A 24,482-nucleotide genomic window follows, 5' to 3' on the forward strand; every position below is an offset into this window, starting at 1 on the left:
GTATTATATCAAAATCTTTTATTACTTCCAACTATTTTCAAAAAATGAAAAAATTTCGCTTTGGACAGTAAAAATAGGAGCTCAGCTTTATCTGAGCCCCTAATATGCAAATAAAATTTTTAATTACAAAACAGCTAAACTGATAAAGTTCAAGATGAAAAGAACATCAAGCACCCAAATAATAGGATGAATATCCTTGGCTTCCTTTTTAATCAATTTAGAGAAGGTATAAAAGAGAAAACCAGTTGCAATTCCTTGTGTAATACTGTAAGCAAGCCCCATAAAAACAGTTGCAAAAAAGGCTGGAATGGCTTGGCTCATGTCAGACCACTCAATGTCTTTGAGACTTGATAGCATCATAATACCGACAATTAAAAGTACTGCTGCTGTTGCCTGCGTTGGAACAATAGCAAGAAGAGGACTGAAAAAACTTGATACAGCAAAAAGAAGCGCAACGACAACCGCTGTCAGACCCGTACGGCCTCCGGCACCAATACCAGCGGCAGATTCAACAAAAGTCGTCACATTTGAGGTACCCGCAACTGCTCCAACCGTTGTTCCCACCATGTCTGAAAACAGAGCCTTATCCATTTTATTTTGCAGACCAGATGATGTTGATTCACTAGTTACATCAAAAATACCAGCTTTAGCTCCTGTACCAATGAGAGTACCAACATTATCAAAAATATCAGTCAAGGCAAAAGCCAAGATAGTCATCAAAACCTCAGGAATGCGACCAGCATCTGAAAACAGAGCTCCCAAACCTTTATTGCCAAGAGCCGCTCCAAAAATTGTGCCCAAATCCTTAACAGCAGCCACTGGATTATTGGCAGAAAAATCAATTTTTGACAGATCAACAACACCCGCTAAAAGAGCAATAACAGTTGTTACAATAATAGAAAGGATAACCCCGCCTTTGATATTTTTAATGATAAAGAAAGCTGTGATAATAATACCAATAACGGCCACGAGAACTGCCGGATTGTTAAAATTAACCAGTGATGGTGTTGCAGAAGAGTTAGCTGTAATAGAGGCTAGGCCTTTTGCTGCACCTTTACCAGAGACGCTATAAGTTCCTGGATCAATAGCAAAATTCAACAAACCAGCATTCTTAAGACCAATGTAAGTCAAAAAGATACCAATACCAGCACTGATAGCTTTTTTAAGACTGTCTGGAATTTCATCAATAATCATACGACGAACTCTGGTTAAGGTAATAATAATTGAAATAATCCCACAGATAAAAACCATGGCTAAAGCTTCTTGCCAAGTATAACCAAGTGAAAAAACCACTGTATAGGTAAAGAAAGCATTGAGCCCCATTCCCGGTGCCATAGCATAAGGAATATTAGCATAAAGTCCCATCATCAAGGTTCCCGCGATAGAGCCAATAATAGTTGCTAGAAAAACACCTTGTGATGGCATACCTGTCTGACTCAAAATAGAAGGGTTAACAAATAAAATGTAGGACATGGCAAAGAAGGTTGTGATGCCAGCCAACACTTCTGTCCGAACAGTTGTTTTGTTCTCTTTTAGTTTAAAAAACTTTTCCATTAAAAATAGTTCTCCTTTTTATGAACGCTAAGTCTTATTATAGCTAAAGATGAAATGGTATTCAAGAGCCTATTTGCTGCTTTCCTTATCAAGAAAAAGCAAAACCATGATTTGAATAAAGCTAAATCCCACAATAAAAGGTAGAACATCTGCTGATAAGAGTTTACTTAATTCAGTAATGACTACTGTTGGACGCAAGACAAGATCCCAAGAATTAAGTCTGGCATAGCGTCCTAGATGGATGGCAAAACTAGAAATCACAGACAGCAATATTAGAACAAACAGCTTAAAATAATATTCTTTAATCACAAAACGTTTCAATAACTGATTGACACTCTCAACACCGCACAAGGAACCAAAAAGAATACTAGCCAAAAACAAAAAATAGTGAATCAGACTCTGAACATTACTAAAACTACTGCCAATAAAATCCATGTGCACCAAATCCGTCAACATATAAAAAGTATTGGGATAGAAGAAAAGCCAAAATAACGTAAAAATAAAGGTTAATGAAAGATTTTTAAAACGATTAAGGCAAAAACTAAAATCCAAAGCCAAAAGGGCCAGAAACATATTCCAAATTAAATACGTTTCTTTTATTTGAAAATAAACAATAGCTCCAGAAATCATAAAGAAAAAAAGATGGCTGATAAGCAATTTATTTTTCATAAAACACCTCCACTTGTAAAATAAAATTATACCATATTCTCAAAAATGATATCTTCTATCTAGAGTTCACTATTAAGAAGTTCTTAGAACCTCAATTTTACTATTCTATCCTAGCAAGCCTTTTAAATTTTTTACTGAAATAAAATTTGATAATCACCGCTCTATCATTGATTTTCCTTATAATAGTAGTAAAAACAGTTTGGTTTAAGTAAGAGCATCCTCAATTAATCATTGAAATATTTCGTTCAAAAAGCACACTAATCATCCCTTCACTTGCTTAATTTTCTTCTTTTCTGCTATAATTTTGCTATGATTAAAAAAATGATTGCCATTGATTTAGATGGTACGCTTCTCAAAAGTGACGGAACACTTTCCGATTACACTGTCGCTATTATTAAAAAAATTCAAGAGCAAGGACACTTGGTTATCATTACGACTGGCCGGCCCTACCGTATGGCTTTGGAATTTTATAAAATTCTAGGATTAAAAACACCAATGATTAATTTCAATGGTTCTTTGATTCACATTCCTGAGAAAAAATGGGCTGGTGAACACAAGGTTCGGATTGACCGAAGGTATCTTTTTGACGTTTTAAAGAATGAAAAGGCCTTTGAAGCAGACTTTATTGCCAGTGAATACCGCAAAAAATTTTACTTGACACTTGATCACCGTCACGCCATTAAACCAGAGATCTTTGGTGTTAAAGAATTGACAAATAAGATGCAGCTTAAACCTGAAAAGATTACACGGGATCCCCATGCCCTTCTTATGCAGACCCGAGTTGCTGATAAATATGCTCTAGCTAATGATATGCGTCGCCATTTCAATCATGAAATGGAAATCAGCAGCTGGGGCGGCCCTATGAATATCCTTGAATTTTCACCCAAAGGAGTGCACAAAGCTTATGCACTAAAAAATCTGCTCAAAACGCTCAATCTTTCTCGAGATGATTTAATAGCCTTTGGTGATGAACATAACGATCGGCAAATGTTAGCCTTTGCTTCTGTCGGCTATGCCATGAAAAATGCCAGTGAAGTACTATTACCTTATGCTGATAAAATGACACAATTTGACAATGATCACGATGGCGTGGCTAAAGAACTAAAAAAATTGTTTTTATAGAGTAAAAAAGGTTTGTCAAAATATTTTGACAAACCTTTTTTTGACCATTATGCAAAGGATTTTTGATAGACCTTTTTCCTAAAAGAGAGTAAGATGAAGATAAACGAGGTAACCTATGAACATTGGAGAAAAACTCAAAACAGCACGCCAACAATCTCATCTAACTCAAGAAGCTGTCGCTGACTTAATCTTAGTTTCCAGACAAACCATCTCTAATTGGGAAAATGAAAAATCTTACCCAGACATTGTCAATTTGATAAAACTTAGTGACCTTTATCAGATTAGTTTAGACACACTGTTAAAAGACGATGGAAAAATGATCGAACATCTAGATAAGACAACTAATGCTGTTAAAAGCAATCAAAAACTGCAAACTTTTTTATTAAGCTATCTGGCGATGATAACCTGTCTGCTGTTTTTGTCATTATTCTTTCTAAAAAGTTATTATTTCTTATTGTTTTTAAGTATTATCATGATTTTAGGTGTACTTATTTTGTTTTATCAAATCATAAAAAGAATTTAGAAGGTGATTGTAATGATGATACAACAAATAATGTTAATAATCAGTCTTTTTCTCTTTTTGATAGGTGCTATTTTAACCAGCTATCAAATTTTTAAAATTGTTGAACTTGATGCACGAGCTAGAGGACTAAATAATCCCGAACTTTGGGGACTTTCTACTGCTGGCAGAGGAAATATTATCGGTCTTATTCTCTATTTTAAACATCGGGAAGATTATCCTATCAAAAACTTTCCACCCAAAAAGCAGGCAGAGAGTTCAAAACGTAAGAGATGGGCTATCCTTACCCTTTTTCTAGCAGGACTTGGTGCTGTTGGTATCGTTTTAGCTACTTTTTAGCTCAATTAAGTCTTAAAATCGTCTGCTGTTAAGGAAAGCTCCTCTCTGGCACTATCTTCCAGAGCAGTTACTGTTACACCTAAAAGACGGACACCAGAATTATTTTCTGTCAGATGATCAAAAATGCGATGAGCTGAACGCTCAATAACTTCAAAATCCTGAGTGGGTACATCTAAGGTTTTTCGCTTGGTCAGTGTTGAAAAATCCGAATAACGAACTTTAATAACGACAATCTTTCCTTTGCGCCCATGCTTTTTTAAACTGTCAGCTACTCGTCTGGCAGTCTTTGATAGTTCCAGTTTAATATCTTCATCATTATAAAGCAATTTCCCATAGGTCCTCTCACTGCCAATAGATTTACGAATGCGGTCGTTTTTGACAGGAGAATTACTGATACCACGTGCTTTACGATACAGATCAAAGCCAAAACGCCCAAAAAGATCAATCAAGGTCATTTCCGGCACCTGTTGCAAATCCTTACCCGTAAAGATATGAAGAGCATGCAGTTTCTCAACAGATTTTTTCCCCACACCATAAAACTTTTCAATAGGTAAGGTTGCTAAGAAGCCTTCTGCATCCTGTGGCAAAATGACTGTTAAACCATGCGGCTTATCATAATCGCTAGCCAACTTAGCTAAAAATTTATTGTAGGAGACACCAGCAGAACAAGTTAAATGAAATTCTTCCCAAATATCGCGTTGGATAAGTTTAGCAATCTTCACTGCTGATTTTATGTTCAATTTATTTTCAGTAACATCTAAATAGGCTTCATCAATACTCATGGGTTCTACCAAATCTGTATAACGTCTAAAAATTTCTCTGACTTGTAATCCAATTTGACGGTATTTAGTATGATTGCCTCTGATAAAAATAGCTTGCGGACAACGTTCGTAAGCTTCTTTTGAACTCATGGCTGAGTGAATACCAAATTCTCTGGCCAAATAATTAGCTGTCGAAACAACACCACGGCCGCCTGTTTGACGGGGGTCAGCACCAATTACAAGCGGTTTACCTTTCAATTTAGGATTATCACGTTCTTCTACTGCAGCAAAAAAGGCATCCATATCAATATGAATAATTTTTCGTGACGTATCATTAATCAGCGGAAAAATAAGCATCGCAACCTCTTTTATGATTTGTTGTATCCATTATATAATCTTTCTGTACTTTCCGCCACTTTTTGTATTTATAATACAGTTAAGCTTCTTTTAATAAACTGTATTATAAAAGAAATCGCTTACAAGCAAGTTCTTTCGCTTGTGTAACCGGTTACTGTATGATAGAATATAATCGTAAATTGTAACAGATTAACTGTTACTAGAATAGAGGGGAACTCAATTATGGCAACTGTCAAAACTAACACTGACGTTTTTGAAAAAGCCTGGGAAGGCTTTAAAGGAACTGACTGGAAAGACAGAGCAAGCATTTCTCGCTTTGTTCAAGACAACTACACTCCATATGACGGAGACGAAAGTTTTCTTGCCGGCCCTACTGAACGTTCACTTCACATCAAAAAAGTCGTAGAAGAAACTAAAGCGCATTACGAAGAAACACGTTTTCCAATGGATACACGTATTACATCTATTGCTGATATCCCAGCAGGTTATATTGACAAGGAAAATGAATTGATTTTTGGTATCCAAAACGATGAACTTTTTAAGCTGAACTTCATGCCAAAAGGCGGTATTCGCATGGCTGAAACAGCTTTGAAAGAACATGGTTATGAACCAGACCCTGCCGTTCATGAAATCTTTACTAAATATGCAACAACCGTTAATGATGGTATCTTTCGTGCTTACACTTCAAACATTCGCCGTGCACGTCATGCCCACACTGTAACTGGTCTCCCAGATGCATACTCTCGCGGACGTATTATTGGAGTTTATGCCCGTCTTGCTCTCTATGGTGCTGACTACTTGATGCAAGAAAAAGTGAACGACTGGAACTCAATTGCTGAAATTGATGAAGAATCAATTCGTCTTCGTGAAGAAATCAATCTTCAATATCAGGCACTTGGCCAAGTAGTGCGGTTGGGTGATCTGTATGGTCTTGATGTTCGCAAACCTGCTATGAATGTTAAGGAAGCTATCCAATGGATTAATATCGCCTTTATGGCTGTCTGCCGCGTTATCAATGGTGCTGCAACTTCTCTTGGACGTGTCCCAATCGTTCTTGATATCTTTGCAGAACGTGACCTTGCTCGTGGTACTTTCACTGAATCAGAAATCCAAGAATTCGTTGATGACTTCGTTATGAAACTTCGTACGGTTAAATTTGCACGTACTAAGGCTTATGACGAACTTTATTCAGGTGACCCAACATTTATTACGACTTCTATGGCTGGTATGGGAGCTGATGGACGTCACCGTGTTACTAAGATGGACTACCGTTTCTTAAATACGCTTGATAATATTGGCAATGCTCCAGAACCTAACTTAACCGTTCTTTGGTCAAGTAAATTGCCTTACTCTTTCCGTCATTATTGTATGTCTATGAGCCACAAGCATTCTTCAATTCAATATGAAGGTGTCACAACTATGGCTAAAGAAGGTTATGGTGAAATGTCATGTATCTCATGCTGTGTATCTCCGCTTGATCCTGAAAACGAAGATCGTCGCCACAATCTACAATACTTTGGTGCTCGCGTTAACGTTCTTAAAGCACTTCTTACAGGTCTTAATGGCGGTTACGACGATGTTCACAAAGACTACAAAGTATTTGATGTCGAACCTATCCGTGATGAAGTCCTTGATTTTGAAACGGTTAAAGCTAATTTTGAAAAAGCACTTGATTGGTTGACTGATACTTACGTGGACGCAATGAATATCATTCACTATATGACTGATAAATATAACTATGAAGCCGTTCAAATGGCCTTCTTACCAACACGTGTTAAAGCCAATATGGGATTTGGTATTTGCGGATTCTCTAATACAGTTGATTCATTATCAGCTATTAAATATGCTACTGTAAAACCTATCCGTGATGAAGATGGTTACATTTACGACTATGAAACTGTTGGTAACTTCCCTCGTTACGGAGAAGATGATGACCGTGTAGACTCAATCGCTGAATGGTTGCTTGAAGCTTTCCATACTCGTCTTGCACGTCATAAACTGTACAAAGATTCCGAAGCTACTGTATCATTGCTTACAATCACTTCTAATGTTGCTTATTCTAAACAAACTGGTAATTCTCCAGTTCACAAGGGTGTTTACCTCAATGAAGATGGTTCTGTGAACTTGTCTAAAGTAGAATTCTTCTCACCAGGTGCTAACCCATCAAATAAAGCTTCCGGCGGCTGGTTACAAAACTTGAACTCATTGAAGAAACTTGACTTTGCTCACGCAAATGATGGTATCTCATTGACAACTCAAGTTTCACCAAAAGCTCTTGGTAAGACATTCGATGAACAAGTTGCTAACTTAGTAACAATTCTTGATGGTTACTTTGAAGGCGGCGGTCAACACGTTAACTTGAACGTTATGGATCTTAAAGATGTTTATGACAAGATCATGAATGGTGAAGATGTTATCGTTCGTATCTCAGGTTACTGTGTTAACACTAAATACCTTACTAAAGAACAAAAGACTGAATTGACACAACGTGTTTTCCATGAAGTTCTTTCAATGGATGATGCAGCTACAGACTTGGTTAACAACAAATAAGAGTTAAACAGTTTAGTTTAAAAGACCTCACTCATAAAAGTGAGGTCTTTATTTGCTTTCGGGTACGATCAAAGCAGTGAGAGCTTTTTATATTCTAAAAACTCACAAATTCAGAAAAAAACAGCTCTTGTGATTTGAAAAGCTTTTAGCTACAATAATATTATGAAAATTAATTATACTCGCGACACACTGTCATCCACCTATCTTGATGCAGTAAAAATTAGAAACATTGTCTTCGTTCAAGGACAAGGTGTCCCATTAACTATTGAAGTTGATAAGAACGAAGCACATTGCATTCATTTTGTACTTTATGATGACAAAAATAAGGCTGTTGCAACCTGTCGTCTTTTACCCACGCAGGATAGAATCACAGCGACCTTACAGCGCATGGCTGTTTTACCGGGCAATCGCGGTAAAAATTATGGAAAACTCATTCTAGATACTGCAACAGACTTCGCCAAAAAGCAGGGTTATCAGCAAATGACTTTACATGCTCAATTGAGTGCCAAAGGTTTCTACCAAAGAATGCAGTTTAAATCTTTAGGACAAGAATTTGAGGAAGCTGGCATTAAGCATATTACTATGACAAAAGCTTTGTCATAAATATGTTTATATGATGACTGTATTCGTACAATCATCTTGATTCTCTAAATATCAGATAGGATTGGGACAAAGGTGTCCTGACCCTTTTATTGTCTAGGGGGTTCAACTCCCATTTCATCTATAGCTTAGAAAATCAGTCACAATTGCTATCTGAAACTTTTTTTAAAGCAGCCTTAATTACTTCAATTAAATCATTGCGATCTAAAATCCACTGGGAACGTTCATCTTTTTCATAGGTACGATTACTAAGAAAAATGGCCGCGCTCTGTTTCTTAATGTTAAGTAAAATAAAGGTACCAGTATAGCCTGTATGAAACAGCCAATCACCAGTTAAGTCCCAAGCAAGACTACGTGTCTTGTCGGCATAAGCAAAATCTTGAGTCAACGGCTTAGCAAAGTCATCGCTTAAATAATGGTTAACAAAGCACTTTAAATCTTCTAAATTTGAAAAAAGTCCTGCTGAACCTGTGTGAATGCCCAAAACTTGAGCCTTTGGATCATGAACCCTTCCAATAGGGATTGTTTTGCCAGTTGGTACTGCTCTTTTAACAGGTCCAAAACTTGTCTTTTCCATCCCAAAAGGCTTCAAAACATGTTCTTTTATGATCTTATCTAAAGACTGATCATAGAATTCTTCCAACAAAAAACCCAACAAAATAAAATTAAGATCTGTATAATGAAAAGATTTAGTTTTAGTAACTTCAATGTGATTGATTGCTTGTTTGAGAGCTGCAAAGTCCAACTTATTTCGGTTGGGAATGAAGGGATCAATACCACTTGTATGCGTTAAAAGCTGCCTGATGGTTACTGAGGAGTCATGAAAATTGGGATAATAAGCCTGGAGAGGCTCATCAAGCTTTAAATGGTTAGCCTGAAGCAAAAAGATAATAACTGTCCCAACACCGACTACCTTAGAAACACTAGCAAGATCATAGACCAGACCTGCTTTTGTCTTGTGATGAGGAATTGTTTCTCCTAAATAAAATTCCTGCCATTGACCATCATAAAGTGCTAAACTTGCTCCTAAATAAACGTGCTGACTAATCTGTTGATTAATCTTATCAATAATTTTTTGATAGGTCATTTTACTTTACGAAACCAAATTTCAATCTGGCTTGGATCTGAAAAAACCAAAATCTTTTCCTTCTTATCTAAGTAGACATCCTGTCCTTTTTCTTCAAGATAATTCTTTAAAGCAACAAGATCATAATTTTCAGCAACTCGAATTTCTAAAATTTCCAGATCCCAGACAATATGAGGCTTGATGGTTAGATCCTCTCCATGACTCTCAACAAAATCTAACAAAATTGGAAATTGATTTTGAAAAAGATCTTGATAAAAATTCTGTGATTTTACCTTATCGGGAACATTTAAACACATACTTTCCACTTTGAAAGCTGACAGCCCTTTAAAATCAGGTAAAGGTTGATAATCCGCTTGCTTAGTCTCTTGAAGAGTCGTTAAATCATCTTCAGCATGAATAAGAAAGCGATCCTTTTCAGGAGAAATAGCCTCAAAAGCATAGCCATTAGCTCCTTTAAAAACCTTATCTGCCTGGGCTCCATTAGCTAGTAAAGCAGCAATTTCTTCAGTCTTACTAGCTTTGATAATTATTTTATTGAGTTTTTTTGTCCCTTTTACTGCTCTTGTACGAATATCCGGTGACTCTTCAATCAAAAAGAGACTGCCTGCTTGAGCCCAATCCCCAAAAATAACCAAAGAATTCTCTTCCGAAAGCACTTTGAAACCTAAAGTATTCTGATAGAAATCAATATTTTCTTCACGATTATTAATCCGTAAAACGGGTGAGTAAAACTCCATCTGTTCAAACACTGTCATCTTGTCCAATCCTCCCTTAGTAGTTCTATTTTAGACAAAATATGAAAATTTGACAAGAAATTGTATGCTTTCTTTAATATTTTTTTAACACAAGATTAAAAATAACCGAAAGACGAAAGTAAAAAACAAAAAGCTGAGCAAACAACTCAGCTTTTTGTTAATCTAAATGATTACTTCATATATAAATATTTGAACAAGGCAACGCCTGCTATTCCAGCAAGGATTGGTGCAATGACTGGAACCCAAGAATACCACCACTTTGAGTTACCCTTAGATTTACCAAGTACTGATTCTGGCAAGAAATGGTGAAGAAGACGCGGACCTAAGTCACGTGCAGGATTAAGGGCAGGTCCAGTAGGACCTCCTAAAGATGCTACCAGTGCCATAACAAGGAAACCTAAACCAAGGTGAGCTATCGCCAAACCAGAATTAACATTGGCACCCACTGTCAGACCAACTTGAGAGAATTTAAAAGTAGAAGATGTTACATCAGTTCCCATGGTGTTTAATTGCTGAACAATTTCACCGCCAAAGTAGTTTTTCGTAAGAGCAAGTGCACCAAAGAAAAGCACAAATGAACCAGCAAACTCATTTAAAAAACCATTGATAAGTGAAGCTTTCTTACTTGCATCCGTACCATCATCCACAGCTGAGATAGTAGAGAATGTTCCCAAAATACCATCAGAACTTTCAGTTTGCCTGTAATAAGGAGCATGAGTTGCCACAATAATTAACTGACCAAAGATAGCTCCCAGCATTTGTGCAAGAATGTAAGGAAGTACTTGTTTCCAAGGGAAAAGATCCGATATTGCAAGGCCAAGCGTAAAAGCAGGATTAATATGGTTACCAGATACATTACCAAACATCAAAGCAGGCAGCATCACACCAAAACCATAACCTAAGGTGATAATAACCCAGCCACTTTTGTAACCTTTTGTTCCTTTCAATTCTACATTTGCAACGGCACCATTCCCCAAAATAACGAGTAGAGCAGTACCAATAAATTCTGTGATATATTTCACAGTCCACGTAACATCCATTTGTCTGTTATTCCTCCGCATTTTAATTTTTTAGACATGTATCATTTTATCAAGTATAATAGATAATGTAAAGACTCTTAGAAAATTAAAACGTTTACTTTATGAAAGGTCCCTATGAAATATAATCAATACAGTTATATCGGTACTTCAATCTCACAGGCTGAAAAAGAGCTAAAAGAACTTGGTTTTCAAATCAGCAGTCAAAAAACCAATAAAGCAAACTTAGCGACCTTTGTTAGTCAAGTTTACTTTCACAATCCTGATAAAGATGATGTCTTCAAAAGTATAATTGCTGATAGTCAGACTGATTTAGCAACTTTTTTGCATTCTGACCGAGAATTAACAGAAGAGATTTTTTATACTATAGCCTTGCAACTCTTGGAATTTACGCCTTATATTGACTTTGACGAAGCAAAAACTTTCATTAAACACAGTCATTTTCCTATCATCTTTCAACCAAAGCACTTCTTATTGAATTTTTATCAATTGCTGGGGACGCGTACTAAAAATGGAATGACTTTGATTGATAAGTTGGTCAGTCAAGGATTTTTGCCAGCCGATAACCATTATCGTTATTTTAATGGCAAGAGTCTAGCAACCTTTGATACGAATGCCCTCATCCGTGAAATTGTTTATGTCGAAGCTCCCCTTGATACCGATAAAGATGGACAACTGGATCTCATTAAGGTCAATATTATTCGCCCCCAAACAAAGGCAAAACTACCAGTCGTCATGACGGCCAGTCCCTATCACCAAGGAACAAATGATAAAGGAGCCGATAAAAAATTGCATCAAATGGAAGGTGAATTGACTGTTAAAAAAGCTGCTACTATTACCGTCACTGATTCCCATTTTCAGGCTCTGCAAGTTCCTTCTTCCAATTTGCCAATTAGTCCTGCACAAGAAAGTTTTTCTTACATTGACAGCTATACCCTCAATGATTACTTTCTAGCTCGCGGTTTTGCTAACATTTATGTATCAGGTGTTGGCACCAAAGATTCCGATGGCTTTATGACGAGCGGTGATTATGCTCAAATCGAATCCTTTAAGACCGTTATTGATTGGTTAAATGGCAGAACCACTGCCTATACGAGTCATAAGCGTGATAAAAGGGTTATGGCTGACTGGACTAATGGTTTGGTAGCCACAACAGGAAAATCCTATTTAGGAACCATGTCAACAGGACTAGCAACGACTGGTATTAAAGAACTTAAGGTCATTATTGCGGAATCTGCTATTTCTTCTTGGTATGATTATTATCGTGAAAATGGTCTGGTGTGCAGTCCCGGTGGCTATCCGGGAGAGGATATAGATGTTCTGACGGAATTGACCTATTCTCGAAATTTAGCAGCTGGCGATTATCTAAGAAATAATGCGCAATATCAAAAAATGCTAGCAGAACAAGTTAAACAAATTGATCGCACCAGTGGCGATTACAATCAATTTTGGCAGGACCGCAATTATCTTCCTCATGCCCATAAGATCAAAGCACATGTTGTCTATACTCATGGTCTGCAAGACTGGAATGTCAAGCCAAATCAAGTCTACTACATTTTTAATGCTCTGCCAGAGGAGATCCAAAAGCATATTTTTCTTCATCAAGGGCAACATGTCTATATGCATAACTGGCAATCCATTGATTTTCGTGAAAGCATGAATGCCCTTTTAAGTGAAGAACTATTAGGTCTACAGAATCATTTTCAATTACCAACTATTATTTGGCAGGATAATTCACAAGTACAAACTTGGAAAAAACTTAACAATTTCGGCTCTCATCAGACACGTCAATTTTCTCTTGGACAAGAGAAAAAAATCATTGATAATCACTATCCTTCTTCTGATTTTAAGCGCTACAGTGATGACTATCATGCTTTTAAACACGATCTTTTTCTCAAGAAAGCTAACGAAATTGCCATTGACTTACCCATCCAAGAAGATATGCTAGTTAATGGACAGATCAAACTCAATCTGACACTTAAATCCAGTAGTAATAAAGGACTGCTCTCTGCCCAAGTTCTTGATTATGGTCAAAAAAAGCGTTTCTCTGATTTACCAACAATCCTTGAACACAATAGCATTGACAACGGACAAAATTTCTCCCGTGAAGCTTTACGAGAACTACCTTTTAAAAAAGCACCTTATCGCATCATCACAAAAGGTGTCCTTAATTTACAAAATCGCACAGATCTCTTAACGATTGAAGATATCTTCCCCAACAAATGGATGACCATTACTTTTAATCTCCAAGCAAGTCTTTATCAGCTACAAAAAGGAGACAGTCTCAGAATCGTCCTCTATACTACAGACTTTGAACAAACCGTTCATGATAACAGCAACTATATTCTGGTAGTTGATTTAGCAAAATCAACTATCGAAATTCCCATTGCTTAAGGCCAACGCATATAAAAAGAGCAAAAAATTTTTGCTCTTAGAAAGAAAGCTTGATCTTCATCCTAAGATCTGTCTTAATATAGCATTAAAAAACTCTAACACTATCAATGTAAAACTTCTTCCTCTAGCTAATTAAAAATGATATAATAAAAAACAGGCTGACAACTCAGTTCTTACTTTTCAATAAGACGATTTTAATCCACAAACAAATTTAAACAAGGTCTAAACCCTTGTCACGAAAGGAATCTTAAAAATCTTATGATGAATATGCAAAATATGATGAAACAAGCGCAAAAATTGCAAAAGCAAATGGAAAAAAAGCAGTCTGAATTGGCTAGCATGACTTTTGTTGGTAAATCTGCACAAGATCTTGTTGTCGCAACCTTTACAGGTAATAAGAAATTAGTTTCTATTGACTTTAAAGAAGCTGTTGTTGATCCCGATGATAGGGAAACTCTGCAAGATATGACTGTTCAGGCTATTAATGATGCACTTGGTCAAATTGAAGATGCTACGCAAAAGACAATGGGGGCATTTGCAGGTAAATTACCATTCTAATCCTTACAACAAAAAACTGGCAATTCTCCTCAAAGAGAATGAGCCAGTTTTCTTTTCAAAAACATGCTAATTGTCCCGTGGTACTAGTTAAGAAGAAAAGACCCAATTGGACTACACAACAATCATCAAAAATCTCTCATCTGCTCTATCAGAACTATTGCCCAGTTCCGATAAAATACCGTTATAACGTCAGATGTCTAAGGTTTCAGACGAATCTTTATTAGTCTTACTGTTATTACAAACTGAATTTTTGAGATTAACTAGTACCACGAGTAAACTACATTTTTTATATCAGTCAATATTTTACCCTACTACCGAGTTTGCTTAGCGGAGGCCGTTCCTTCACTTTCTTTATCTTGATAATCTCGTCCCCCACTGGTACATGGCTATAATGATTGGCTTCATAGACTGTCCCAATTCTGTTAGTTCATACTCTACTTTAGGTGGTATAACCGGATAGACCGTTCGCTTGATCAGACCGCTAGCTTCTAATTCTCTGAGCTGCAGGGTTAAGCTCCTATGAGAAATTCTTGGGTTCATCCTCTGCAGTTCATTAAATCGTTTTTTCCCATCTATCAAGCGGTAGATAAGCAGTCCCTTCCATTTTCCACCAATCAGACTCAAGGTTTTTGCAACAGGACACATCCGTTCCTTATTGACATCTGTCTGCATATTCTTCCCTTCTTTCAGTATAAAAAATATAGCTAGGTAACTTTTTATATAGTATATAACAAAAATTTGCGTTCTTCAAGAAATTCTTTCATCGTGCTATAATAAAAGAAAGAAATATTACTTGGAGGAAAATATATGACTATTCAAGCAGAAGAACTCTTACAAGCTTTTCATTTCCGCTATGCCTGCAAACATTTCAATCCTAATAAAAAAATCTCTGATAAGGATTTTCAAACTATCTTAGAGACCGGCCGACTCTCACCTAGTTCTTTCGGTTTTGAGCCTTGGCAGTTTCTAGTCATTCAGGATAAAGAACTGAAGAATGACTTAGCTCCCATAGCTTGGGGTGCTAAGAACAGCCTAAAGGGTGCCAGTCACTTTGTCATCCTTCTAGCGCGTAAAAAACCAGACACCATTTACAGCTCGAACTATATCTCCCATATCATGACGGATATTCAACACTTATCCGATGAACAAGCTACTGGTAAACGCCAATCATTTGAACATTTTCAAAAAAGTGATTTTAAACTTTTAGACAGTGACCAGACCATTTTTGACTGGGCTTCCAAGCAGACTTATATCGCCTTGGCCAATATGCTGACTGTCGCAGCCTGCTTAGAGATTGACTCCTGCCCAATTGAGGGATTTGACCAAGAAAAGGTTGAGACACTTCTAGCGAACAAGGGAATCATCAATCCTCAAGAATTTGGCGTATCTGTCATGGCTGGCTTTGGCTACCGTGATGAGGAAGCCACCCCTAAAACTCGGCAAAGTAAAGAAGATGTGGTCCGATACATTTAAAAGCAGCGCTCAGCTGCTTTTTTACTTCTTTTTAAAAACATGCTAATGGTTATTTCCTTATAACTGCTTAAAAAGCCTCTACATACAGAAGTCCCTTATTTTCCACCAAATAAACGTGCAAAAAAGCCTTTTTTAATGCCTTCTTGCTGGCTTTGAATTTCTTCAACTTCTGCTTTGGCTTCATCAAGTTCCAGCTTCAATTGTTCTTTGTCTTGCATAGCCGTCAATGTTAATTGCTGTTGTTGATCAATTTGCTTATCTTTTTCAGCAATTTGAACATCTTTGATACGCAGCTGTTCGTCCTTTGATTCTAGCTGACTGTCTTTTGCTTTGAGCTGATCATAAAGACGAGTGATTTCTGTATTCTTCTCATCAATCAAAATTTCTAGAAATTCACGTTGTTTTGCTTCTTCACTGACAGGTTCATCTTCAAAAATAGTTTTCTTATAAATTTCTTCTAATTTGATCAGACCAGCACGATTAACAACAGTAACACCTTTATCATTCTTTTCAACATACTCTTCAGGAAAAGATTTGACACGATTATTAACCGCTTGTCGGCTCACTCCTAAAATCTCAGCCAATTCGCTGACTGTCTTTTCAATTGCCATAATATCCTCATTTTTACAGAATTAATACTATGAAGATAGTATCATATCGCCCTTAATCTGTCAATTTATGATAGGAAAACAACCTGTTGTTTCTTTTCCTATTAAAGGAGCATCATTTATGCTAGAATAAAATCATGACACATTTTGATACAATCGTTATCGGCGGCGGGCCTGCGGGTATGATGGCCTGCATTTCTGCTGGGTTTTATGGTAAGAAAGCCCTTCTTCTAGAAAAGAACAAACGGCTTGGTAAAAAGCTGGCTGGTACTGGTGGAGGACGCTGTAATGTTACCAATAACGGCACTTTAGAGGATTTACTAGCCGGTATTCCCGGCAATGGACGTTTTCTCCATAGTGTTTTTTCTCAATTTGATAATCATGATATTATGTCTTTTTTTGAAGATAATGGCGTCGCCTTAAAGGTTGAAGATCACGGCAGAGTCTTTCCCAAAACAAACAAATCATGCACTATTATTGATTGTCTGGAAAGAAAAATCAAAGAACTTGGTGGTTTAATCAAGACACAGTGCGAAATTGTTTCCGTCAAAAAAGAGGATGGACAGTTTATTGTTAAATCAGCTGATGAAGCTTTCACCTGCCAGCAGTTGATTATTACAACTGGCGGAAAATCTTATCCTTCCACCGGTTCAACTGGCTTTGGTTATGCTATTGCTAAACATTTCAAATTGAAAGTGACCCATCTTGAAGCCGCTGAGAGTCCTCTACTGACTGATTTTCCTCACAAAGCGCTACAGGGGATTTCACTTGATGATGTGACATTGACATGTGGTAAACATCAGATCAATCATGATCTGCTTTTTACGCATTTTGGTCTATCTGGTCCTGCAGCACTGCGCTTATCCACTTTTATTCAGGGAGGAGAAACAGCCTATTTAGATTTATTACCACAGCTTACTAAAGAAGCATTGCTGAAAAAAATTGAAACAACTCGGGAAAAATCGTTGAAAAATGCCTTGAAGACATTCTTGCCTGAACGTCTAGCAGCATTTCTATCAGAAGGTTATGACCACAAGGTCAAACAGCTTTCCAAAAAAGATTTGGAAAAAATTCTCCATAAAATCAAAGCTTTACCGATTCCAATTACTGGTAAAATGTCTCTAGCTAAGTCTTTTGTGACCAAGGGTGGTATTGACTTAAAGGAAATCAATCCTAAAACCTTGGAAAGCAAAACTATTTCTGGTCTACATTTTGCTGGTGAAGTGCTTGATATTAACGCCCATACTGGCGGCTTCAATATCACAGCAGCCCTTTGTACTGGCTGGGTTGCTGGCAGTTTACACTACTAATAATTATAATATTACTTTAATCTTTACCTGTAATTCCCATCGTGCTATAATGATTTATGATATAAAAACACGTTGCAGTTGGTAGTCTGCAAGCATCATGATGATGTCAGTAACCTTCCCTCCAGGTCGTCCTTTATCAAATTTTCTTTTGGAGGGGACTATCATGAAATTGACAGTCTATTTTGATGGCACATTTTGGTTTGCTTTGGTTGAACATGTCAACCGTAAAGGACAATATAAAGTCTTTCGTTATCCATTTGGCAAAGAGCCTAAGGATTCTGATATTTGGAACTTTATTGCTAAAAAGCTGCCCAGTTTGATTAAGAAATACGATCATATCAAAACTAGTTCTCATGCTGATAGTATACCGCAGCCTAAGAAGATGAATCCCAAGCGTATGCAAAGGGTTCTTAATAAATCCAAAAAACAGTCTGCGGTTTCTACTAAGGCTCAGGCAGAGATGCAAAAGCTTCATGAGGCTTTAAAAAAAGAGAAAAAATCTCAAAGTAAAGAAAAACGGCAAGCTCTAAAGCAGTACAAATATCAACTGAAGCAGGAAAAACGCCATCAAAAAAGGCAAGGACACTAAATGTTCTTGCTTTTTTTGATTTTTTTATTCTCACAGAAAAGATAGTAAAAACATTTACCTTCCTTGGTAGGAATAAGAACCAAAGTGCTCTATCTTCAAAAAACAAATCTTAGAAAAGCCATTATAAGAACTCCTGCCACCACTGCTAAGAGGATATTCTTTGTCTTGGCAGCCACCCAGAAAGTCGGCAACACCGCCAACAATTCCAACCATTTGATACTTGGTAAATGCCCTGTTCTTTCAATGACAACGCTAGATAATGTTAAAGCAAAGATAATCGTAATTGGCAGATAATTGAGAAAACGAATAATAAAATTCGGCAAGGCTTTATATTTAGTTAAAATAAAGGGAGCAATCCGTGGAATCCATGTTACTAAGGCACTAAGTCCTATGGCAAGTAAAATAAAATTATCTGACATCAAGAAGCACCCCCGCAAAACAACCTATTAATGTTGAAAGTAAAACAGCCAAAGATTCAGATATCACAATAACTAATAAAAAATAAGATAAGGTTACAGCCAATAAAATAAGTCCTATCTTTTTAAGCTTTACGAACTGCATCATAGCGGCTAATTGAGATTCAAAGATAGAAACAAACATGGCAATAAGCGCAAAATCTAAACCAAGCGTCTCAGGATTAGGAATAACAGAACCCAAGGCAGTTCCCAAAATAACTGCAAATAACCAAGCAATATACCCCGTAATATTATTGCCATGCATCCAAGCTGTACTAATATTTTTATGATGAACATGTTCATTCAAGAGAACACCATAACTTTCATCTGTAATGAGTGTTCCGATACAGATAGTTTGCCAAAGACTGGATTTAGTAAAGATCGTTGTCGCATGCAAACTCATCAAGAAATTTCGAAGATTAATTAAAAAAACAGTCATGACAATTGAAAATAAATCTGCACCAGCTACAAACATGGCGCACATAACAAATTGAGCGCTGCCAGCATAGACTAACAGACTCATTAAGCCCATCTGAAAAGTCGTTAAACCTGAATTTGCTCCTACAACTCCACAGGCAAGTCCAATACTAACATAACCTAAGGCTGTTGGCAGAGATGCCTTAACTCCTTCCTTGAAGCCTTTTTCTTGCATACAATTCTCCACAAAAGATAATACCTTTATTATAACATAGAAAAATATACTTGAACATGGGGTTCAGAGTATTGACTTTTATTCTAATCCTTCAAAAGCCAAACTGGGTTTAGCATTTAGATCGAGTTCTGCAAAATGGCCCTTTTCATATTCAACGGCCGCAGCATAAGCAATCATTCCAGCATTATCACCACAAAGACGTAGTGGTGGAATGACAACATTAATATCTTTTATGTCTTCTTTTAGGCGTTCACGAAGACCTTGGTTAGCTGCCACACCTCCAGCAATAACCAAAGTTTTTACAGGATAAGCTGCCAAAGCCTTTTTTGTTTTCACCATCAAGATATCCAAAACAGCTGCTTGGAAAGAAGCGCATAAATCTTCTAAGCGGAGTTGCTCTCCTTTTTGTCGGGCATTATGATGAAGATTAATAAAAGCTGATTTAAGACCTGAAAAGGAAAATTCCAAATTGTCTTCTTTAATCATAGCGCGCGGAAAATCATAGATATCTTGCCCTTGATGAGCTAGTTGATCAATTTCTTTGCCTGCAGGATAAGTAAGGCCCATGACGCGCCCGACTTTGTCATAAGCCTCACCAACAGCATCGTCTCGAGTCTCCCCAACAATACGATAATCACCGGGAGCCGCTACATAGACAAGTTCTGTATGTCCCCCTGACACCAAGAGCGCTAAAAGCGGATACTGCAAATCGGCAATGCTTTGTGCTGCCATTAAATGACCTGCCATATGATTAACTGGAATTAAGGGCAAATGATTAGCCCAAGCAAAAGCTTTAGCTGCTGCCATTCCTACCAAAAGGGCTCCAACAAGACCCGGACCATAAGTTACCGCAACAGCAGATAAATCACCTGCAGTAATTCCAGCTTCCTGCAAAGCATCCTGAATACAAAGCGTAATGACTTCAACATGGTGACGACTGGCAACTTCTGGTACCACACCACCAAAACGCTTATGACTTTCTACCTGACTGGCAATAATATTGCTTAAAAGTTGATCTTCATTTTTTAAAATGGCCACACTGGTTTCATCACAGGATGATTCGATGGCTAAAATGTATCTATCTATCATATGTCTTTCTTATCTTAATAATCTATTAAACCTTCACGTTTCATCAAAATGGCATCTTCTTTAGGATTATGATAATAATCCTTTCTTGTAGTAAGAGATCGAAAGCCAAATTTTTGATAAAGAGCTTGTGCTGCTTGATTGGAAGCTCGTACTTCTAGAAAGATGGGCAGTTCATCCTTTGTTAACATCGCCAAGAGTTGACTACCTAGCCCCTGTCCTTGATAGGCCTTCTTAATAGCTATATTTGTCAATTCTAACTCCCCTACTAAATGCTGAATAGATAAAAAGCCCACAATTTCCTTATCATCATAAGCAAAAAAATAATCCACATCTAGACGATTCATATCAGTTAAAATCTGTTTTTGACTCCAAGGAGAGACCTGATAAACATCCTCTAGGATGGCAAAAAGGATAGCAGCTATTTCTTGGTTTTTCTCATCTTTCATCATTACACCCGTTTGACATAAGAAAGACCAGAATCTTCATGCGTTTTGAGCCAATTCTCTTCTGCTTCCACTTTTTTAAGGTATTTGGGAACAAAGGCATGAACATCAACTGGAGTAAGCTTTTGTCCGACCTGACCGATTTTAAAAGCGGATGGCAGAACTTCCAAGACTTTTGCCTCAGGAAAGGTCTGATTAATTTCTTGGCGAAATGCTGTCACTTCTCCTACAAAGGTGACTTGCTTTCTTCCTTTTAATTGTTCCAAAACAGCATTCAAAGAAGCATATTGATCAGCCTTCGCTGCTCTGCCATTTTCATAAAAACCAACATAAACATGATTCCGCCTGGCATCCATGATAGGTACAATGAACCCTTCATGATGACTATTAAGCGCCAGCGCCGCTAAGCTAGACACGCCAACCAAATCAATAGTAAGCGTATAAGCCAAGGTCTTCGCTGTCGCTACAGCCACGCGTAGACCTGTGTAGGATCCCGGTCCTTCAGCAACCACAATCCTATCCAGATCTTGAGGACTTAAATTAACTGACTTCATCAAAAAATCAATGGTTGGCATCAGACTAATGCTATGATTTTTTTTGATAGTGAGACTTGCGTCAGCTAATAACCGATCATCCTCTAAAATAGCAACAGAGAGTGCTGTGCTAGAGGTATCAAATGCTAAAAGTTTCATGAATTTCCTTTCATTCTTTATCCCAGAGAGAACGACGTTTGAGCTTCTCCTCGTAAAAACTACCTTTCGTATACTCCCTTAAAGCTTGACTAAAACGTTCAATTTCTGGGTAGTCTTTCTCTAATTTTTGATCAAAATTATTTTCGCATGCTTCAACTTGCGGCAGCAGTTTTAGGCCTGCTGCCGTTAAAGAAAGCAGGAAGCTGCGCCCGTCACTGGTCGATCTTTCTTTAGCAACTAAACCTTTCTTAATAAGTGACTGTACCAATCTGCTAGGACTTTTCTCTTCACAGATGAGTAGATTTCCTAATTCTTTTAAAGATAATGGAGCACAGCTTCCTAATATAACAAGGACTTCTCCTTGATTAGGAGTTATTCCCAAAGGTTCTAATAATTTACTTAATTCTTTCATAGCCAGTTTTTCAGCACTTTTAAATAAATACCTAAATTGAGACCCTTTCAATGACATTGTGCACTTTCCTTTTAAAAATATAATTCGTTTCTTTATTATTTTACACTAGATTCACCAAATTGTTGACAATTTAAGTTAAAAAATATAAAATAATCAAAAATAGATGACATGTCATCTATTTTTGATTAAACTTTTATTAATTAACTCGCCACTAAGAAAGGACAATTGAAATGAATTCTCCTTACACAAGAAGTCCAAGAACTATCAAACATGCTTTTGTAACTGGTGCCACCGGTCTTTTAGGTAACAATCTTGTTCGCGCTTTACTTAAACAAGGTATTAAAGTCACTGCTCTCGTACGTTCCATGGAAAAAGCTAGGTTACAATTTGGTGATTTGCCTATCCAGTATGTTAAAGGAGACATCCTTAATCCCGAAGCTTTTCGGTCTGCTTTTACCGATTGCGACACTCTTTTTCATACAGCTGCTTTTTTTCGCGATAGTCACAAAGGCGGAAAACATTGGCAAGAACTCTACGATACTAATGTTACAGGAACCACTCATTTATTGAAAGCAGCCTACGAAGAAGGTATTCGTCAAATGATTCATACGTCTTCTATTGCTGTACTTAAAGGGGAACGTCATCAGCTAATTGATGAGACGATGTCACGAGATCCTAGTACCAAATTAGACTATTATCGTAGTAAAATCCTAAGCGAAAATGCTGTGAGCAATTTTCTTAAGGAGTATCCAGATTTATTTCTTTGCTATGTTTTACCAGGTTCTATGTATGGTCCGGGAGATATGGGACCAACTGCTACGGGACAACTAATCTTGGATTACATGCAGCAAAAACTACCCGGGATCATCACCAAAGCTAGCTATAGTGTCGTTGATACCAGAGATGTTGCTGATATTCATATTTTAGCTCTAAAATACGGGCGCAGAAATGAACGCTATTTGGCAGCAGGCCGTCATATGACTATGGAAAGTATTGTCAAAACCTTGGAAGAAATAACAGGCATTCCTGCTCCAAAACGTCATATTCCCATTTTTCTAGTTCAGGCATTAGCCCAATGGAATGAACTTTATCATAAGATTACTGGCAAACCTGTTCTGGTCAGCAAAGAAATTGCAGACATTACAGCTGAAGAATATCTTCGGACATATTTTAGCCATAAAAAAACTGAGCAGGAACTTGGCGGACAATTCAGACCTTTTGAGGAAACCTTGTTAGATACTGTCCGCTGGTATCGCAATCACGGCTATCTGAACTAGTAATCAAAAGGAGCTTTTTTATAAAAAACTTAAGATCTTTAGGGCACTCAGATCTTCTTCTATCTCCTATCGGACTGGGAACTTGGCAATTTAGCAACCAGGGCAGAAACTGGTGGAAACCTGTTAGCAGTTATTTGGTTTATGATATCATTAAAGCCTCTTTGCAAGGCAGAATTAACTGGCTTGATACCGCTGAGTATTATGGACATGGAAATTCAGAAAAATTTATCGGCAGTATCCTAAAGCTGCTGGAAAAAGAAGGCAGTCTGACAGAAACTATCTATATTGCTGATAAATGGTTTCCGCTTTTGCGATCTGCCAAAACAATTGCACAGACTTTCAGCGGCAGACTGAGTAACCTGCAAAGACCTTTTATTGATCTTTACCAAATTCATCACCCTACTTCCATTTCCTCTCTCAAAAAACAAGCAGAAGAATTAGCAAACTTGCAAGAAAAAGGCCTTATAAAAGCCATTGGGGTCAGCAACTTTTCGGCCCATCAAATGGTAAAAATGGATGAGCTCCTCAAATCGTTTGGTTTAAGACTGGATTCTAACCAAGTAAAATATAACCTTTTGCACCGCAAACCAGAGCGAAACGGTGTTTTAGATGTTGCTAAAGAGCGAGGGATCTCTCTTATTGCATACAGTCCCTTACAGCAAGGTGTACTGACAGGCCGCTTTCATGCAGAATCAGACAGCATCAAAAAGATCTCCATGTTACGGCGATTAAATTCCGAATTAAGCAGCCGCAGTCTTAAAAAAACTCAACCCTTGATTGAGCTTCTGCAAAAACTGGCTGATAAATATCATAAGACACCTGCACAGATTTCTCTTAACTGGTTAATCCATGCACATGTTAGCACCATTTTTGCCATTCCTGGCGCCAGCAGTCTCAAACAAGCTCAAAGCAATCTTGAAGCACAAAATTTTAAACTGACTAAAACAGATCTGCAAAAATTAAGCGTTGACAGTGAAAAGCTGAATTAGCACTATTTCTTGTTCTAAGACTAATAATAAATCAGGAAAACAGCAATCTGATCCTCCCAAATGATATTTAAAATACCAATACATCTAAAATCTTAACACCTTTAATTTTAAATGAAACTTTTGTAGAACGATAAAAGAAAATCACTAGGAAAAGCGTTATTTAACATTCCTACACTATCCAAGGCGGATT

26 protein-coding genes are annotated in these 24,482 nt (G+C 37.2%); 12 read left to right on the forward strand and 14 right to left on the reverse strand.

Annotated elements, in window-relative coordinates; translation table 11 throughout:
• Positions 1-123 precede the first annotated feature (123 nt).
• Positions 124-1,554 carry an NCS2 family permease gene (locus FNL60_RS08450; RefSeq protein ID WP_002265163.1) on the reverse strand — a complete coding sequence of 477 codons (1,431 nt, stop codon included), beginning with the start codon at positions 1,552-1,554 and terminating at the stop codon, positions 124-126.
• Positions 1,555-1,623: 69 nt separating this feature from the next.
• The gene (locus FNL60_RS08455; RefSeq protein WP_002265164.1) at positions 1,624-2,223 is read right to left on the reverse strand and encodes a DUF1361 domain-containing protein; all 600 of its coding nucleotides are present in this window, start codon (positions 2,221-2,223) and stop codon (positions 1,624-1,626) included.
• Positions 2,224-2,532: 309 nt separating this feature from the next.
• Here FNL60_RS08455 and FNL60_RS08460 point away from each other — a divergent pair, with 309 nt between their 5' ends.
• The 3 genes from FNL60_RS08460 (at position 2,533) to FNL60_RS08470 (ending at position 4,204) form a co-directional block, all read left to right on the forward strand.
• The gene (locus tag FNL60_RS08460; protein ID WP_002262615.1) at positions 2,533-3,345 is read left to right on the forward strand and encodes a Cof-type HAD-IIB family hydrolase; all 813 of its coding nucleotides are present in this window, start codon (positions 2,533-2,535) and stop codon (positions 3,343-3,345) included.
• A 115-nt stretch (positions 3,346-3,460) separates the two neighbouring features.
• Entirely contained in the window at positions 3,461-3,868 is a 408-nt protein-coding gene (locus tag FNL60_RS08465; protein WP_002267776.1) for a helix-turn-helix domain-containing protein, read from the forward strand.
• Positions 3,869-3,880: 12 nt separating this feature from the next.
• Positions 3,881-4,204, forward strand: coding sequence for a hypothetical protein (locus FNL60_RS08470; protein WP_002262617.1), 324 nt, complete (start codon positions 3,881-3,883; stop codon positions 4,202-4,204).
• Between the two features lie 5 nt (positions 4,205-4,209).
• Here FNL60_RS08470 and dinB read toward each other — a convergent pair whose 3' ends face one another.
• A complete protein-coding gene (dinB, locus tag FNL60_RS08475) occupies positions 4,210-5,322 on the reverse strand; it encodes a DNA polymerase IV (protein WP_002267774.1) in 1,113 nt (370 codons plus the stop codon).
• 222 nt (positions 5,323-5,544) lie between these two features.
• Between dinB and pflB the strand changes: the two genes are divergently transcribed.
• Positions 5,545-7,872, forward strand: coding sequence for a formate C-acetyltransferase (pflB, locus tag FNL60_RS08480; RefSeq protein WP_002266391.1), 2,328 nt, complete (start codon positions 5,545-5,547; stop codon positions 7,870-7,872).
• A 162-nt stretch (positions 7,873-8,034) separates the two neighbouring features.
• Positions 8,035-8,475 carry a GNAT family N-acetyltransferase gene (locus FNL60_RS08485; protein ID WP_002278364.1) on the forward strand — a complete coding sequence of 147 codons (441 nt, stop codon included), beginning with the start codon at positions 8,035-8,037 and terminating at the stop codon, positions 8,473-8,475.
• A gap of 133 nt (positions 8,476-8,608) precedes the next feature.
• Here FNL60_RS08485 and FNL60_RS08490 read toward each other — a convergent pair whose 3' ends face one another.
• The 3 genes from FNL60_RS08490 to gla all read right to left on the reverse strand — a co-directional run bounded on the left by FNL60_RS08490 (position 8,609) and on the right by gla (position 11,354).
• Positions 8,609-9,559, reverse strand: coding sequence for a serine hydrolase domain-containing protein (locus FNL60_RS08490; RefSeq protein ID WP_002275989.1), 951 nt, complete (start codon positions 9,557-9,559; stop codon positions 8,609-8,611).
• Positions 9,556-10,314, reverse strand: coding sequence for a CppA family protein (locus tag FNL60_RS08495; RefSeq protein ID WP_002280413.1), 759 nt, complete (start codon positions 10,312-10,314; stop codon positions 9,556-9,558). The genes FNL60_RS08490 and FNL60_RS08495 overlap by 4 nt, the downstream gene beginning before the upstream one ends.
• Before the next feature lie 170 nt (positions 10,315-10,484).
• Positions 10,485-11,354: an aquaglyceroporin Gla gene (gla, locus tag FNL60_RS08500; protein WP_002262623.1), complete on the reverse strand. Its 870-nt coding sequence runs from the start codon at positions 11,352-11,354 to the stop codon at positions 10,485-10,487.
• 114 nt (positions 11,355-11,468) lie between these two features.
• Here gla and FNL60_RS08505 point away from each other — a divergent pair, with 114 nt between their 5' ends.
• Entirely contained in the window at positions 11,469-13,745 is a 2,277-nt protein-coding gene (locus tag FNL60_RS08505) for a Xaa-Pro dipeptidyl-peptidase (protein ID WP_002280412.1), read from the forward strand.
• Between the two features lie 258 nt (positions 13,746-14,003).
• On the forward strand, positions 14,004-14,303 hold the full coding sequence (locus tag FNL60_RS08510) for a YbaB/EbfC family nucleoid-associated protein (RefSeq protein ID WP_002262625.1): 300 nt from the start codon (positions 14,004-14,006) through the stop codon (positions 14,301-14,303).
• 351 nt (positions 14,304-14,654) lie between these two features.
• Here FNL60_RS08510 and FNL60_RS08515 read toward each other — a convergent pair whose 3' ends face one another.
• On the reverse strand, positions 14,655-14,975 hold the full coding sequence (locus tag FNL60_RS08515; protein WP_002280411.1) for a winged helix-turn-helix transcriptional regulator: 321 nt from the start codon (positions 14,973-14,975) through the stop codon (positions 14,655-14,657).
• Positions 14,976-15,110: 135 nt separating this feature from the next.
• Here FNL60_RS08515 and FNL60_RS08520 point away from each other — a divergent pair, with 135 nt between their 5' ends.
• Positions 15,111-15,776, forward strand: coding sequence for an NAD(P)H-dependent oxidoreductase (locus tag FNL60_RS08520; protein ID WP_002267471.1), 666 nt, complete (start codon positions 15,111-15,113; stop codon positions 15,774-15,776).
• 95 nt (positions 15,777-15,871) lie between these two features.
• Here FNL60_RS08520 and FNL60_RS08525 read toward each other — a convergent pair whose 3' ends face one another.
• Entirely contained in the window at positions 15,872-16,387 is a 516-nt protein-coding gene (locus FNL60_RS08525) for a DUF536 domain-containing protein (protein WP_002262626.1), read from the reverse strand.
• 134 nt (positions 16,388-16,521) lie between these two features.
• Here FNL60_RS08525 and FNL60_RS08530 point away from each other — a divergent pair, with 134 nt between their 5' ends.
• Both FNL60_RS08530 and FNL60_RS08535 read left to right on the forward strand, forming a co-directional pair.
• A complete protein-coding gene (locus FNL60_RS08530; RefSeq protein WP_002264350.1) occupies positions 16,522-17,694 on the forward strand; it encodes a BaiN/RdsA family NAD(P)/FAD-dependent oxidoreductase in 1,173 nt (390 codons plus the stop codon).
• A gap of 163 nt (positions 17,695-17,857) precedes the next feature.
• On the forward strand, positions 17,858-18,283 hold the full coding sequence (locus FNL60_RS08535; RefSeq protein ID WP_002262628.1) for a YjdF family protein: 426 nt from the start codon (positions 17,858-17,860) through the stop codon (positions 18,281-18,283).
• A 95-nt stretch (positions 18,284-18,378) separates the two neighbouring features.
• On the opposite strand, the gene FNL60_RS08540 is transcribed toward FNL60_RS08535, so the two are convergent.
• The 6 genes from FNL60_RS08540 to FNL60_RS08565 form a co-directional block, all read right to left on the reverse strand.
• Positions 18,379-18,702, reverse strand: a complete 324-nt coding sequence (locus tag FNL60_RS08540; protein ID WP_002262629.1) for an AzlD domain-containing protein — start codon at positions 18,700-18,702, stop codon at positions 18,379-18,381.
• A complete protein-coding gene (locus FNL60_RS08545) occupies positions 18,692-19,390 on the reverse strand; it encodes an AzlC family ABC transporter permease (RefSeq protein WP_002280410.1) in 699 nt (232 codons plus the stop codon). The genes FNL60_RS08540 and FNL60_RS08545 overlap by 11 nt, the downstream gene beginning before the upstream one ends.
• A gap of 78 nt (positions 19,391-19,468) precedes the next feature.
• On the reverse strand, positions 19,469-20,479 hold the full coding sequence (gene tsaD / locus FNL60_RS08550; protein WP_002262631.1) for a tRNA (adenosine(37)-N6)-threonylcarbamoyltransferase complex transferase subunit TsaD: 1,011 nt from the start codon (positions 20,477-20,479) through the stop codon (positions 19,469-19,471).
• A 14-nt stretch (positions 20,480-20,493) separates the two neighbouring features.
• On the reverse strand, positions 20,494-20,928 hold the full coding sequence (rimI, locus tag FNL60_RS08555; protein ID WP_002262632.1) for a ribosomal protein S18-alanine N-acetyltransferase: 435 nt from the start codon (positions 20,926-20,928) through the stop codon (positions 20,494-20,496).
• Positions 20,928-21,614: a tRNA (adenosine(37)-N6)-threonylcarbamoyltransferase complex dimerization subunit type 1 TsaB gene (gene tsaB / locus FNL60_RS08560; protein ID WP_002262633.1), complete on the reverse strand. Its 687-nt coding sequence runs from the start codon at positions 21,612-21,614 to the stop codon at positions 20,928-20,930. Before tsaB ends, rimI begins: the two co-directional genes overlap by 1 nt.
• 10 nt (positions 21,615-21,624) lie before the next feature.
• Positions 21,625-22,083 (reverse strand): MarR family winged helix-turn-helix transcriptional regulator, encoded by a 459-nt coding sequence (locus tag FNL60_RS08565; RefSeq protein WP_002262634.1) that lies wholly within the window; start codon positions 22,081-22,083, stop codon positions 21,625-21,627.
• 173 nt (positions 22,084-22,256) lie between these two features.
• Between FNL60_RS08565 and FNL60_RS08570 the strand changes: the two genes are divergently transcribed.
• Positions 22,257-23,303: an SDR family oxidoreductase gene (locus tag FNL60_RS08570; RefSeq protein WP_002262467.1), complete on the forward strand. Its 1,047-nt coding sequence runs from the start codon at positions 22,257-22,259 to the stop codon at positions 23,301-23,303.
• A gap of 20 nt (positions 23,304-23,323) precedes the next feature.
• Positions 23,324-24,292 (forward strand): aldo/keto reductase, encoded by a 969-nt coding sequence (locus FNL60_RS08575; RefSeq protein ID WP_032499022.1) that lies wholly within the window; start codon positions 23,324-23,326, stop codon positions 24,290-24,292.
• Positions 24,293-24,482: the final 190 nt, after the last annotated feature.

Origin of the sequence: Streptococcus mutans (assembly GCF_006739205.1) — a bacterium.
GTDB classification, from domain to species: Bacteria; Bacillota; Bacilli; order Lactobacillales; family Streptococcaceae; genus Streptococcus; species Streptococcus mutans.